At 66.0% G+C, this 14,608-nt stretch carries 9 protein-coding genes; 8 read left to right on the top strand and 1 reads right to left on the bottom strand.

Annotated elements, in window-relative coordinates:
- The first annotated feature begins 61 nt into the window (after nucleotides 1-61).
- The 6 genes from C486_RS08435 to C486_RS08410 all read left to right on the top strand — a co-directional run bounded on the left by C486_RS08435 (nucleotide 62) and on the right by C486_RS08410 (nucleotide 6,933).
- Nucleotides 62-1,708 (top strand): ABC1 kinase family protein, encoded by a 1,647-nt coding sequence (locus C486_RS08435; protein ID WP_008455138.1) that lies wholly within the window; start codon nucleotides 62-64, stop codon nucleotides 1,706-1,708.
- Nucleotides 1,709-1,795: 87 nt separating this feature from the next.
- Entirely contained in the window at nucleotides 1,796-3,469 is a 1,674-nt protein-coding gene (locus C486_RS08430; protein WP_008455136.1) for an asparagine synthase-related protein, read from the top strand.
- A gap of 124 nt (nucleotides 3,470-3,593) precedes the next feature.
- Nucleotides 3,594-4,703 carry a hypothetical protein gene (locus tag C486_RS08425; RefSeq protein WP_008455134.1) on the top strand — a complete coding sequence of 370 codons (1,110 nt, stop codon included), beginning with the start codon at nucleotides 3,594-3,596 and terminating at the stop codon, nucleotides 4,701-4,703.
- Nucleotides 4,704-4,954: 251 nt separating this feature from the next.
- Nucleotides 4,955-5,329 carry a translation initiation factor IF-5A gene (locus C486_RS08420; RefSeq protein ID WP_008455131.1) on the top strand — a complete coding sequence of 125 codons (375 nt, stop codon included), beginning with the start codon at nucleotides 4,955-4,957 and terminating at the stop codon, nucleotides 5,327-5,329.
- Complete coding sequence (gene speB / locus C486_RS08415) at nucleotides 5,329-6,216, top strand: agmatinase (protein WP_008455129.1); 888 nt, start codon at nucleotides 5,329-5,331, stop codon at nucleotides 6,214-6,216. The genes C486_RS08420 and speB overlap by 1 nt, the downstream gene beginning before the upstream one ends.
- 216 nt (nucleotides 6,217-6,432) lie before the next feature.
- Nucleotides 6,433-6,933 (top strand): 8-oxo-dGTP diphosphatase, encoded by a 501-nt coding sequence (locus C486_RS08410; protein ID WP_008455127.1) that lies wholly within the window; start codon nucleotides 6,433-6,435, stop codon nucleotides 6,931-6,933.
- Between the two features lie 42 nt (nucleotides 6,934-6,975).
- On the opposite strand, the gene C486_RS08405 is transcribed toward C486_RS08410, so the two are convergent.
- The gene (locus C486_RS08405; protein WP_008455126.1) at nucleotides 6,976-7,950 is read right to left on the bottom strand and encodes a quinone oxidoreductase family protein; all 975 of its coding nucleotides are present in this window, start codon (nucleotides 7,948-7,950) and stop codon (nucleotides 6,976-6,978) included.
- A gap of 180 nt (nucleotides 7,951-8,130) precedes the next feature.
- On the opposite strand from C486_RS08405, the gene proS reads away from it, so the two are divergent.
- Nucleotides 8,131-9,612 carry a proline--tRNA ligase gene (gene proS, locus C486_RS08400; RefSeq protein ID WP_008455123.1) on the top strand — a complete coding sequence of 494 codons (1,482 nt, stop codon included), beginning with the start codon at nucleotides 8,131-8,133 and terminating at the stop codon, nucleotides 9,610-9,612.
- 414 nt (nucleotides 9,613-10,026) lie between these two features.
- The gene (gene gltB / locus C486_RS08395) at nucleotides 10,027-14,583 is read left to right on the top strand and encodes a glutamate synthase large subunit (RefSeq protein ID WP_193787471.1); all 4,557 of its coding nucleotides are present in this window, start codon (nucleotides 10,027-10,029) and stop codon (nucleotides 14,581-14,583) included.
- Nucleotides 14,584-14,608: the final 25 nt, after the last annotated feature.

Here is a 14,608-nt window from a genome sequence, read left to right as displayed (position 1 = left end):
GCTGGTTTCACTTCGCGCATACAAGCGGTTCGCCGTCGTCACGTGGCAGTTCCTTCCGCTGTTGCTCGCTTACGCCCGCGACCGGCGGCGGTTCCTCCTGTTTGGCCGTCCCCGTCGGGTTGATCCGGAGACGCACCGCCACCGAGCGGAGGTCCTCCTCGAGTCGCTGTTGACCCTCGGGCCGACGTTCATCAAACTCGGCCAGTTGCTCTCGACGCGTCCCGACGTGCTTCCGCCGGCGTACATCGACGTCCTCGCGTCGCTGCAAGACGACGTGCCGCCGGCACCCTGGCCCGGGGCGAAACGCGTTCTCGAGGACGAACTCGGTCCCGTCGACGAGCGATTCGCGGCGTTCGATACCGAACCGATAAGCGGCGCGAGTCTGGGACAGGTCTATCGGGCGCGTCTCGACCCCGAAAGCGAGCACGCGCGGGCCCAAACGAGCGGTGGGGGCGGCCACGACGTCGCCGTCAAGATCCGCCGGCCGGACATCGAGGCCCTCGTTCGGGCCGATCTGCGGGTCATCAAGTGGTCCCTGCCGCTCCTGCTGTACTTCGTCGACGACGCCCGTTCGTTCTCGCTGGAGAACCTCGCCGAGGAGTTCTCGAAGACGATCCGTGAGGAGATGGACTACGAACGTGAGGCGGCGATGCTCACCGAAATCCAGTCGAATTTCGCCGACGACGATGGGCTCTTGATCCCCGACGTGATCGAGAGCCATTCCGGCCCGCGCGTGCTCACGATGGAGTACATCGAGGGAACGAAGATCAACGATGTTGATGAACTCGAGCGCCGGGGGATCGATCGCACGCGGGTCGCGACGGACTTACAGCGTGCGTATCTGCAGATGATCATCGACGACGGGGTCTTCCACGCCGATCCGCACCCGGGGAACCTCGCGGTGACCGACGAGGGGCGGATCGTCTTCTACGACTTCGGCATGTCGGGACGGGTCGACCCGTTCGTTCAGGACAAGATCGTCGACTTCTACATCGCCGTCGCCAATCAGGACATCGACGGCATTCTCGACGCGCTCGTCGAGATCGGGACCCTCTCGCCCGACGCGGATCGGGGCGTCATGGCCGAAGTGATGGAGATCGCGATCCAGGACGCCCGGGGCGAGGACATCGAACAGTACCGGGTCAACCAGATCGTCGGACAGATCGAGGACTCCATCTACGAGTTCCCCCTCCGACTGCCGAAGAACCTCGCGCTGATCCTGCGGGTCGCAACCGTCGTCGAGGGCGTGTGTGTCACCTTAGACGAGGACTTCGACTTCATCTCGACTGCGACCGAGTACCTGACCGAGCAGGGATACCGCGAGGAGTCCATCCGGAAATACATCGACGAGACGGGCCGACAGCTCCGCCGGTCGGGCGAGTCACTGACGCGCCTCGCGCCCAAGACCGAGCGCGCGCTCGATCGGCTCGACCGGGACGATCTCTTCGTCCGTATCGGCGTCGAGGACGAGCAAAACGTCTTCGAGGAACTCGCCAAGCGACTGGTCTATGGCATGCTCCTTACCATGTCGCTGTTCTCGATGGGTGTCCTGTACGCCCTCGAGGCACCCAGGGCGTCGGTCGTCGCGGCTGGGTTCTCGGTGATCGTCGTCATTCAGCTCTATCGGTCGTTTCGCTCGCCGAGGTCGATCGGCGCGCGACCGCAGTTCACGCGACAGAACCTGCGCCAGCGCCGCGGCGAGGAGTGACACCGGTGCGTTCATCGGCGGCTGACTGTCGGTTCGCACGGAGTATCCATCCCATTACAATGTCCCGTCTGCCGGTTCGGGCCGGTAATGGCGACAGTGTTGCTCGCGAATCCGAACGCCGAGGTCGTTACCCGAGACGAGCGCCGGTGGATCATCGCCGGGACACACCGGCGCGAACTCCGCACGGCGATCGAACGCGGCGCCCCGTTCGCGGCGGTCAAAGCGCTTCACGACTCCCTGCCCGGCGAGGGAACGATCGTCGTCCTCTCGGAGCGGGCGGCCGAACCGACAGTGCAGGCCCACCGCGGGATCACGTCGGCCTACGAAGTGTTCTACTGCCGCGACTCGAGCGGCGAGCCGGTCGTCACCGACCTGTTTCGAAACGCCCTCGCCCGCCTTGAGCCGGCGGATCGAACGGTCCCGGAGCGGGCGAAAGCTGACCACCTGCTCTACCGGACGACACCGATCGACTCCTACGTCGAGCGGATTCATCGGCTCGGTCACGGCGAGACGCTCACCTGGACGCCCGGCGAGACGACGCCCCGAACCGAACTGACGGAGACGCTTACGCCCGAGTCGGGGCTCGCGCCAGCGAGCGCACACGAGCGGCTCGACGAGGTCCTGTCGGCGGTCTGTGCCCCCGTCGCGGACGAGGCGGCGCTCATGCTCTCGGGCGGCGTCGATTCGACCGTCCTCGAGCCCTATCTGACGACCCCAACCGAGAGCGTGACAGCGTCGTTCGACACGCCCGAACTGGCGTTCGAACGCACGTACGCCGACCGCGCGAGCGACCTCATCGAGACCGACCGCGAGGTCGTCGAGATGGCCGAATCGAACTACCTCGAGCGGCTCGAGGCGGCCGTCGATGCGCTGGGGCTGCCGCCCCATCAACTCCAGACGCCCACGTTCGACGGCATCTACCGCGAGTACGACGGATCCGACACGTTGGTTAGCGGTCAGGTCGCGGACGCCGTCTTCGGCCTTGGCGGCTCGCTCGAGACCGCTCGCACGGTCTGGCGGACGCGCTACCTCGGCTACGTCCCGCCGGTCGTTGAGAAACTCCGGCACCACCGGGACGTACTCGAGGGACTCCGGCGGCATCCGTCCGATCCCGACGGACAGGGGCTGCAGTTCGCGGTCTACACGGACGTCCCGGCGGTCGTCGAGACGATTGGACGCCGGCAGTACGAGCGACGCCAGCGCGAGCGCTACGAGTACGCGATGGACCGGGTGCCCGCGGCGTCGGGGACCCGGTACGCCCGACACGTCCACGTCGGGCAGTGGGTCGACTTCTTCTGCGAGGACGCCGTCACCGTCTGGCGGCAAGCCGCCCTCGCCCGCGGCCGCGAGATGTACACGCCGTTCGCGGGCAAGGCCGTCGCCGAACTCGCGCTCGGACTCCCCTCGCCCGAGCGGTACGTCCGCGGCGGCGAGCCCAAACACCTCCCGAAGCGACTGCTCGGCGAGTGGTACCCCGCGTACGACCGGCGCAAGCCCAAGGGGAACGGGAACTTCCCCGCGGAGCGATTTCTCGGATCGGGGCCGCTCGAGTCGATCTTCGACCGCTACGACGTCCCCGAGTTCGCCCCGGACATCTCGGGCGCGATCGTCGACCGCTCCCCCGGCCTCGCGTGGAACCTGGCGGGCTACGCCGTCTGGCGCGACCGCGTCCTCCGCGCGGCCGACCTCGAGCCGGTCGCCCACACCCGGACCGTGTCGGTACCATCGAAGACGCCCCGCTCCGAGGGGGAGCCGGTGTGACCGCGCCGGCACCGGAGACGGCCGTCCCGAACCGGTACGGACGGTCGAGCGGACGCAGGCCGGTGTCTCGAGTGACGCCGCGAGCCCGCCAAGCCCCTTTCGTCCTCGGGCCCGAACGACCGGTATGGACTACGATCGGCTCGCCGACCTGTCGGTGACGGTCGACAAAGTGTCGACCGAGCGCCGCGAACGTGCGACCTCGAGCGATTTCACCCGCGTCACGACGGAGATCACCCTTTCGGGACCGGGATCGAACGGCGACGCCGCGGTCACCGGACGCGGTGAGGACGTCACCTACGAGACCGACGACCACGACCGGCTGGCGGAGACGGGGCTGCCCGACCTGACTGGCGAGTGGACGATCGACTCGTTTTCCGCGCGGCTCGCCGCCCTCGATCTCTTTCCAGGCGGTGCGCCCGATCGGGCTGTCTTTCGGAACTACCGGCGCTGGGGCATCGAGAGTGCCGCGCTGGACCTCGCGCTCCGGCAGGCGGGGACCGATCTCGGGAGCGAACTGGATCGCAGCTACGACCCCGTCCGGTTCGTCGCCAGCACTCGACTCGGCGACCCGCCGACGATCGACCGACTCGAGTCGTTGCGCGAACGGGTCCCCGCCCTCGAGTTCAAACTCGATCCGATTCCGGCGTGGGACGACGACCTTGTCGCGACCATCGACGAGACGGTCGGGACGGAGGGGGTCCGTATCCTCGACCTGAAGGGCCAGTACGAGGGCACCGATGTCGACGTGCCGGCCGATCCCGCCCTGTACGAACGTGTTCTCACGGCGTTCCCCGGGGCCATCATCGAGGACCCGTCGCTGAACGACGAGACGCGACCGCTGTTCGCGGACCCCGCCGTCCGAGAGCGGGTCTCCTGGGACGCTCCGATTCACGGGCTCGAAGACATCGACGAACTGCCCTGGGAGCCCGACTGGCTCAATATCAAACCCTCGCGGTTCGGCTCGCTCGAGTCGCTGTGTGAAACTCTCGCCTATTGTGAGGAACACGACATTCGGTTGTACGGCGGCGGCCAGTTCGAACTCGGCGTCGGTCGCGGCCACCTCCAGTTGCTGGCGTCGGTGTTCTATCCCGACGGCCCGAACGACATCGCGCCGCGGGCGTACAACGACCCCGCCGTCGGCGACGGGCTGCCGACGAGTCCGCTCGAGGCCCCGGTCGATGTGGCCGGGTTCCGGTGGGAGTCGTCCGGGTCGGGATCGCGGGACGGGTGCTGAACGGGCAGCGCCGACGGCGGCCCTGGCCTGGCTGTTCGCCGCGGCGGCCGACGCGGTCGAGGCGACGCTGGCGATCGGGGACGGGCCACCGTTCGACGGCTGGCCCCGAGGTCGTCTCCCACGGGACCGGTCGGCGGCCGTGACCCGTTCCCGGAGCGTGACGGGCGCTGCCGTGAGAGCCGTTGTCGGGCAGAACCCGCCGCAGCGCGCATTCCAAACGGTTTATGCACGTCGATTGATTACGCCGGGACATGGCGAAACAGCAGACCGAAGTTCGCGACCTCCAGGAAGGCAGCTACGTCATGATCGATGATACGCCGTGTAAGATCAACGCCTACTCGACGGCCAAACCGGGCAAACACGGCAGCGCCAAGGCTCGCGTCGAGGCCGAGGGCGTCTTCGACGGCAAGAAACGATCGCTCTCCCAGCCCGTCGACGCGAAGATCTGGGTCCCGATCATCGAGCGCAAAAACGGACAGGTCGTCTCCGTCGACGACGACGACATGCAGGTCATGGATCTGGGGACCTACGAGACCATCACGATGCGTATCCCTGACGATATCGATGTCTCCCCCGACGAGAACATCGAATACCTCGAGATGGAAGACCAGCGAAAGATCGTCTGATGTTTCCCGGGGCGACCGACGAACGCGAGGGGACCGACGCGGCGGCACAGTCCGATCGTGACGGCGACACCGACACGGGAGGGCACGCGTCCACCCGTGGCGGCGCGAACTTCGTGGTCGTCGGTGCGCCCCTGGACGCTACGACGACCTTTCAGCCGGGGACCCGCTTTGGACCCCGACGCATCCGATCGTTTGCCGAACCGTTCGACGATTACGACCACCGGACGGACCGATACTTTTCGGAACTTGGCGTTGTCGACCGCGGCGACGTTCGGGCCTGGGACGATGTCGCAGCATATCTCGACTATCTGACGAGTACGCTCCGCGAGGCCGTCTGGAACGACGCCGTGCCCCTGCTGTTGGGGGGCGAACACACCGTCTCGCTCGCGGGCGTTCGCGCGGTCGAACCCGAGGTGTTCGTCTGTCTCGACGCCCACCTCGACCTGTACGACGCCTACGACGGGAACCCGCTCTCGCATGCCGCCGTCACCCGCCGGATTCTCGAGGACGTCGACTCCATCGCCGAGGCGATCGTCCTCGGTGCTCGAACCGGCAGCGAAGCCGAGTGGGAGCGGGCGGCCGACGACGACGTGACCGTCGTCCCGCCCGAGGAGGTGAGCGAGTGGACGCCCGGCGACCGATTTGTGGACCGCGAGGTCTACCTGAGCGTCGACATCGACGCCGCCGACCCCGGCTACGCGCCGGGAACCGGCACCAAAGAGCCGTTCGGCCTCGAGCCCCGCGAACTTCGCGACGTGGTACGCGCGGTCGCACCGCAGGCCAGCGGGTTCGACGTGGTCGAAGTCAACGACCGCGACGACGGGCAGGCGGCCGCGCTGGCTGGAAAGCTGGTCCGGGAGTTCGTCTTTTCGAACGCCGACGGGTGACCCGCTGTTCCTGGAAAACGCTGCGGTGGCGCGCGCTGTCGGCTGCTCGATCGGTAGCGATGCATCGCTTCCCGGCACTGCTCGGTCCAGTCCGTCTGTGAAGACTGAACTGCGAGACGTTGCGCTCGCTCGTTCAAGACCACCACTCGCGTCCGATGGGCCCGTTCGACTCGAGCAATAACCCACGTTTTTCGTCCTCCAAACGAACTGTTGAATATGATCGAGGCGACGCTGTGTTTCCCGCTTCGGGGCGACCCGACGAGAGCCAACGAACCCGATCACGAGGTCCTCCTGATCGAGAAACGCCGCGGACTCGGCGAGGGCTGGTACAACGGCCCCGGCGGCAAGTGCGAACCGGGCGAGACCCCACGGGAATGTGCCATCCGCGAAACTCGAGAGGAGGTCGGCCTTGAGGCCCGGGATCTCGAGAAGGCGGGCGAACTCACGTTCCGCCTCGACGGCGAGACACACACGTTCTGTCACGTCTATCGGACTCGCTCGTTTACCGGCGAACCGACCTCGTCCGAGGAGGCCCATCCGGAGTGGGTTTCGGTCGAAGACGTGCCCTACGACCAGATGTGGGAGGACGACCGACTGTGGCTGCCGGGGATCCTCAAGGGAAACACCGCGGTCGGCGAGTTCCGCTTCGAGGGCGGCGAGCCGTTAGACGAGGCCGAGTTCGTCGATCACGACCTCGAGTGGAACGTCTCGTTGTGATCGGCTTCTACCGTCAGCCTCTCCGACGAGTAGTACGGCGGGTTACGGCTTCAGAACGATCTTCCCGGAGCTCTTCCGGTCCTCGATGTACTGGTGGGCCTCGGCCGCGTCCTCGAGCGCGAACGACTCGCCAAGGATGACCTCGAGGTCGCCGCTGGCGAACCCGTCGGTCAGTTCCGGGACGGCCTTCATGACGCGACTCGGATCGTGCATGGCGGCCTGGCCGAGGTGGAAGCCCTTGACGGTCTTGTTTTCGAAGAGCAGGCGCTGATTGCTGACCTCCGCGGGGACGCCGCTGGCGACCCCGTAGGTGACCATCCGGCCGAAGTGAGTCATCGCGTCGAGGCTGCGCTCGAAGACGTCGTCGCCGACGCTTTCCAAGACGAGGTCGACGCCTTCGCCGTCGGTTTCCTCGTCGACGACCTCGCGGAAGTCCGTCTCGGTGTAGTTGATCGGGTGATCGCAGCCGAGGTTGTCGGCGAGGTCGAGCTTCTCCTGCGTGCTCGCGGTGCCGAAGACCTCCGCTCCGGCGTTCGACGCCAGCTGGACGGCTGCGGTGCCGACACCGCCAGCCGCAGCCTGGATGAGCACGGATTCGTCCTCCTCGAGGCCGCCCCACTCGAAGAGACAGGCGTGGGCGGTCAGAAACTGGACGGGGAAGCCGGCGGCTTCCTCGAAGCTCATCGCCTCAGGGATGGGAAAGAGCAGGTCCGCGGGGGCGGTGACGGACTCCGCGTAGCCGCCGGTATCGAGCATGCCGACGACGCGGTCGCCTTCCGACAGGTCCTCGACGCCGGCACCGACCGCGTCGACGACGCCCGCGGCTTCCATCCCAGGGACGTACGGTGCGTCGGGGCCGTCCGGGTAGTGACCGCGTCGCTGCATGATGTCCGCGAAGTTGATTCCCGCCGCCTCGATGTCGATCCGAACGTCGCCCGCGTCCGGGTCGGGCGTCGGTACGTCGACGACCGAGAGTTCGTCGCTGTCGCCGTATGCCTCGACTTCGATTGCTTTCATTGTCGATACCGTATACGGCTGTCACGCGCATAAAGCTGCGACAACCGGGGGAAATGAAGTTGCGGTTTATAATGGCTATCGCTGCAGCATGGCCGGCCAGTGAGACTATCGTTCGATCCCCGGCGAGCGAGCGTTCGCCCTTCGCATAGTTTAAGCCCGCGCTGCCTGCATGTCGACACAATGAGCGACGAGAGTCAAGAACTCGGCATCACCGAGTCGAAATCGCACAAGCCCGGCGAGTGGTACGCCGAAGTCGTCCAGAAGGCCGACCTCGCCGACTACGCACCGATGGGCGGGTTCATCGTCACGAAACCGCGTGGCTACGCCCTCTGGGAGGCGATTCAGGAGTCACTCGACGGCTGGTTCAAGGACACCGGCGTCGACAACGTCTACTTCCCGATGTTCATCCCCGAGAGCTTCCTCGAGCGCGAAAAGGACATCGTCGAAGGCTTCGATCCGGAGGTCGCGTGGGTGACCCACGGCGGCCACGACGAACTCGAGGAGCGACTGGCCGTCCGGCCAACCAGTGAGTCGATCATCGCGCCCTTCATGGCCGATTGGACCCGCAGCCATCGCGACCTCCCGATGCGGCTCAACCAGTGGTGTTCGGTCGTCCGCTGGGAAGCGACGGAGACCAAGCCCTTCTTCCGGACGAAGGAGTTCATGTGGCAGGAGGGCCACACCGCTCACGCGACCAACGAGGGTGCGTGGGAGGAGGTCTGGACCCGACTGGGCCAGTACGAGCGCGTCTACGAGGACGTGCTGGCGATTCCGGTCCTCCGGGGCAAGAAGCCCGAACACGACAAGTTCCCCGGCGCGGACACCACGACGACCGTCGAGGCGCTGATGCCCGACGGTAAGTCCGTACAGGGCGCGACCAGCCACAACCTCGGGCAGAGCTTCGCCGAGGCGTTCGACATCACCTTCGCCGACGAAAACGAGGACGAACAGACCGCCTACACCACCTCGTGGGGCCTTTCCTGGCGTGCGCTGGGGGCACTCATCATGACGCACTCGGACGATCAGGGACTCGTGCTCCCGCCGACGGTCGCGCCCACGCAGGTCGTCATCGTCCCGATCTGGCAGGAAGACACCAAGGAGGACGTCCTCGAGTACTCGGAGGGGATCGCCGACGACCTCGAAGAGGCCGGGTTCCGCGTCGAACTCGACGACCGCGACGGGCGCAATCCCGGGTTCAAGTTCAACGAACACGAACTCAACGGCGTCCCGCTCCGACTCGAGATCGGCCCCCACGAGGTCGAGGACGCGGAGGTCACGCTGGTCCACCGGCCGGACAACGCGGAATCGGTCGCGGACCGCGACGGAATCGTCGACGCCGTCGACGAGCACTTAGACGAAATCTTCGACAAACTCTACGAATCCGCCGAGGAGACCCTCGAAGCGAACGTCCGCGAGGCACACAGCCCCGAAGAGATCCTCGGAACGATCGGCAAACACGGCGGCTACGTGAAGACGCCGTGGTGTGGTGACGAGGCCTGCGAGGAGGTTATCAAGGAGAAGATCGCCGCCGAGATCGTCATGCAACCGCTCGAGGACGAAGGCGGCTCGACGGCCGGCGAAGTGCCCGAACCCGAGCATGACGAGTGTGGTGTCTGTGGCGACCCCGCGGACGAAATCGCGTACTTCGCGAAGTCGTACTGACCGGTTCGCTATCGGTGGTTCTGTTTCGACGCCGCGCAGTTCGGATGCGAACCGAACTCGATGTCCGTCGGCTCATTGTGTGAGACTATTTCAAGCGCACCTAATCCTTTAACCCGTGGTGCCTTACCCGGGGAGACTGAGTAAGCGTATGTGGTGTTCACTCTGGTGGGTGAACACTACGTGCCTCTGACATTCCCCGCTACCGGGAAGGCCCGCTTCCCGGACGGGAGTTTAATTGACCGGCCGCACGGACTACGCGACGCTTCTCCGAGACGGACGCGGACGAACTGACGAGGGTCTCCTGGCGGCAGTAGTTAAGGTCACTAATTATACCTTATATCGGATCATATGTGTTAATAATACGCTTAGTCATAATGGGTTAGCCTCATATAGTCGTTCCAGCTACGTGTGTGCATGTCACAGCCACATATAGCATCATCCACCGAGCGTTCGGCGGGGCTCGCCGACCCCGAGGACGCCCGGTCGAACTGCGGTGTCGGTGTCGTTATGGACCTCGATGGGGACGGGGGACACGACATCGTCGCCGACGGACTCGAACTCCTCGAAAACCTCGAGCACCGCGGGACGACCGGTGCGGAGAAGAACACCGGCGACGGGGCCGGTATCATGCTCCAGACGCCCGACGCGTTCTTCGATCACGTTCTCAACGTGTCCCTCCCGGAGACCTATGCCGTCGGCTCGCTCTTTTTTCCGCAGGCAACCGCGGCGCGCGAGGCACTCGTCTCGCTGGTCGAGGAGACGTTCGCTACCTACGACCTCGACGTCCTCGAGTGGCGGGACGTCCCAACGAACAACGACGAACTCGGGCAAACGGCGGTCGACTCCGAGCCCGACGTCCGGCACGTCGCCGTCGCGCCGGTGGACGACCTCTCCGAGGACGACTTCGACCGCCGGCTCTATGTCGCCCGACGCGCGCTGGAAAACGCCGTCGAGGACGCCGATATAGAGAACAAAGAGCGGTTCTACGTCGTCTCGCTGGACGCGAAGACGGTCGTCTACAAGGGGCTGCTGAAAGGCGTTCAAGTCCCCGCCTACTACCCCGATCTCACCGACGAGCGGATGGCATCGACGTTCGTGATGGTCCACGAGCGGTTCTCGACGAACACGCTCGGAGCCTGGCATCTCGCCCATCCCTACCGGAACATCATCCACAACGGCGAGTTCAACACCATTCAGGGCAACATCAACTGGATGCGTGCCCGTGAGACCGACATCGAGAGCGACGTGCTCTCCGATCTCGAGGCGGTCAAGCCGATCATCGACGACCCCGACCAGTCCGACACTGCGAGCGTCGACAACGCGCTCGAACTGCTGATGCAGGACGGCCGCGACCTCGAGCACGCGCTCCGGATGCTCGTCCCCGAGGCTTGGCGCGGCGACGACGCGATGGACGACGACCGGAAGGACTGGTACGATTTCCACGCCTCGCTGGTCGAGCCGTGGGACGGTCCCGCGCTCGTCGCGGCGACCGACGGCGAACGCGTCGGCGCAGTGCTGGACCGCAACGGCCTGCGTCCCTGTCGGTACGACGTGACGACCGACAATCGCCTGATCATGGCCAGCGAGGCCGGCGCGCTCGAGACCGACCCCGCGGAGATCGAGGAACGGGGCCGGCTCCAACCCGGCCAACTCTTCCTCGCTGACCCCGAGGAGGGACGGGTCATTCCCGACGAGGAGGTCTTCGACGATCTCACGGACGACCGCTACGGCGAGTGGGTTGCCCAGGAGCAAGTCCACTTAGACGACATCCGGACCACGAACGACCGCGCGCCACAGACGGACATCTCGGCGCTGCGCGACTATCAGGCCGTGTTCGGCTACACGCACGACGAACTCGAGAACCTGATCGAGCCGATGACCCAGAAGGGGAAAGACCCCGTCGGCTCGATGGGTGACGACACGCCGCTGTCCGTCCTCACCGAGTTCAACCGACCGCTGTTCTCCTACTTCAAACAGCTGTTCGCACAGGTCACGAACCCGCCGCTTGACTACATCCGCGAGGAACTCGTCACCTCGATGGAGTCGCGGCTGGGCTTCCAGCGCAACTTGCTCGACGAGTCGCCCGCACACGCCCGGCAGCTCGTCCTCGACTCGCCGATCCTGACCGACGCCGAACTCGAGTCGATCCGCGACTGTACGGCCAACGGCATCACGGCCGCGACGATCGACATCACCTACGAGCCCGAACGCGACGAGCCCGGCGACGACCTCGAGGCGGCGATCGAACGCGTCCGGGCGGACGTCGTCGCGGCGATCGAGGACGACGACCACGACGTGATCGTTCTCTCGGACCGCACCGTCGACGAGGACCGGATCGCGATTCCGAGCCTGCTGGCGACCGGCGGCGTCCATCACCACCTCGTGCGCAACGGCCTGCGCAATCACGTGGGCCTCGTCGTCGAGTCGGCCGACCCGCGGACGGTCCATCACTTCGCGACGCTGGTCGGCTACGGTGCCGGCGCGGTCAACCCGTACCTGGCCTACCAGACCATCGGGGACATCACCGCTGGTCCCGACGGTGCCGACACCGAGGTCGCGATCGACGCCTACGTCGGTGCCGTCGAGGACGGACTCCTGAAGATCATGGCCAAGATGGGGATCTCGACGGTTGAGAGCTACCAGGGTGCCCAGATCTTCGAGGCCGTCGGTCTCGATTCCGACCTCGTGGCCGAGTACTTCGAGGGTACCGAAAACCGCACCGAAGGGATCGGCCTCGCCGAGATCGAGGCGGACCTCCGCGAGCGCCACGCGACCGCGTTCGGCGACGACGAGGAGTCCGATCTCGATCGGCACGGCGAGTTCGAACACCGCTCGGACGGGATTCACCACCAGTGGAACCCCGACACCGTCGGGGCGCTCCAGCAGGCCGTCCGCTCGAACGACTACGAGCGCTATCAGGAGTTCGCCGAACAGATCAACGACCAACAACAGAACCTCCAGACGCTGCGCGGCCTGCTCGAGTTCGACTCCGACCGCGATCCGATCCCGGTCGAGGAAGTCGAGCCGATCAAAGACATCGTCCAGCGGTTCTCGACCGCCGCGATGTCGCTTGGCTCGCTCTCGCCGGAGGCCCACGAGAACAACTCGATCGCGATGAACCGGCTCGGCGGCAAGTCGAACTCCGGCGAGGGCGGCGAGCCGCCGGAGCGGTTCAACACCGAACGCGAGTGTAACGTCAAGCAGGTCGCCTCCGGCCGGTTCGGCGTCACCTCGACGTACCTCTCGAATGCCGACGAACTGCAGATCAAGATGGCCCAGGGCTCAAAGCCCGGCGAAGGTGGCCACCTCCCCGGTTCGAAGGTCAACGAGATGATCGCCCACGTGCGCAAGTCCACGCCCGGCGTGGGTCTGATCTCGCCGCCGCCGCTGCACGACATCTACTCGATCGAGGACCTCAAACAGCTGATCTTCGATCTCAAAGCCGCAAACGAGGCGGCAGACATCAACGTCAAACTCGTCTCCGAGGCCGGCATCGGCACCGTCGCCGCCGGCGTCGCGAAGGCAAACGCCGACGTGGTCCACATCTCGGGTCACGACGGCGGGACGGGTGCCTCGCCGCGGACCTCGATCAAGAGCGCTGGCCTCCCCTGGGAACTCGGTCTCGCCGAGGCGAACCAAATGCTCTGTCGGACCGGGCTCCGTGATCGCATCCGCGTCTCCGCCGACGGCGGGATGAAGACCGGGCGCGATGTCGCCGTCGCCGCCCTGCTGGGTGCCGAAGAATACGTCTTCGGGACCGCCTCGCTGGTCACCAGCGGCTGTGTCATGGCCCGGCAGTGTCACAAGAACACCTGTCCGGTCGGCGTCGCCACCCAACGCGAGGACCTGCGCAAGCGGTTCCCCGGCGAGCCCGAACACGTCATCAACTACATGACGTTCATCGCGCAGGAACTGCGCGAGATCATGGCCGCACTCGGCTACGAAACCCTCGACGAGATGATCGGCCGAGTCGATGCCGTAGAGCAGCGCGACGACGTCGACCACCCGAAGGCCCGCAACGTCGACCTCTCGGACGTCCTCGCGGACCCCGGCAGCGATGTCCGACGGAAGCTCCGCGAGCAGGACCACGACCTCGAGGACCAACTCGACCGCGACCTCATCGAGGCCGCGGCCGACGCCATCGAGGAGCAGGAACCGGTCAGCCTCGAGACCGAGGTCACGAACGTCGACCGCACCGTCGGCGCGATGCTCTCGAACCGCATCACCAGCCGCTACGGCGAACCCGGCCTCCCCGAGGATACGATCACTATCGACGCGGAGGGAACCGCCGGGCAGAGCTTCGGCGCGTTTCTCGCCAGCGGCGTCTCGATGCACCTCGATGGCAGCGCCAACGACTACGTCGGCAAGGGACTCTCGGGGGGCAAACTCACGGTCCGAACGCCCGAGACCGCCAGCTACGAGCCGACCGAGAACGTCGCAATCGGTAACGTCGCCCTCTACGGCGCGACCGACGGCCAGCTGTACGTCAACGGCGTCGCCGGCGAGCGCTTCGCGGTGCGCAATTCCGGTGCCACGGCCGTCGTCGAAGGCGTCGGCGACCACGGCTGTGAGTACATGACCGGCGGCGTCGTCGCCGTGCTGGGCGAGACGGGCACGAACTTCGCGGCCGGCATGTCCGGCGGCGTCGCCTACGTCTACGACCCCGACGACGAGTTCGAGGCGAAGGCCAACACCGGAATGGTCTCGCTGCACGACTCCCTCGAGGAGAAAGACGAGCGGATGCTCCGTCGACTCGTCGAGAACCACGTCGCCTACACCGGCTCCGAACGCGGCCGACGCCTGCTGGACAACTGGGAGCGCGCGCTCGAGGCTTTCGTGAAGGTCATGCCCGACGCCTACTACGAGGCGATCACCGAGCAGGGCAGCGACGACGTCCGCAACGAACTGCCCGGCGAACCGGCGGCCGCGGCCGAAGCCGAATCGACCAACTTCGCGGCGAGCGACGACTGATCGAGCCGCACTCGAAGGCACGATC

This window comes from Natrinema gari JCM 14663, assembly GCF_000337175.1.
GTDB classification, from domain to species: Archaea; Halobacteriota; Halobacteria; order Halobacteriales; family Natrialbaceae; genus Natrinema; species Natrinema gari.
The sequence above is the reverse complement of the archived record's forward strand: the minus strand, read 5'-3'. Positions and strand labels throughout refer to the sequence as shown.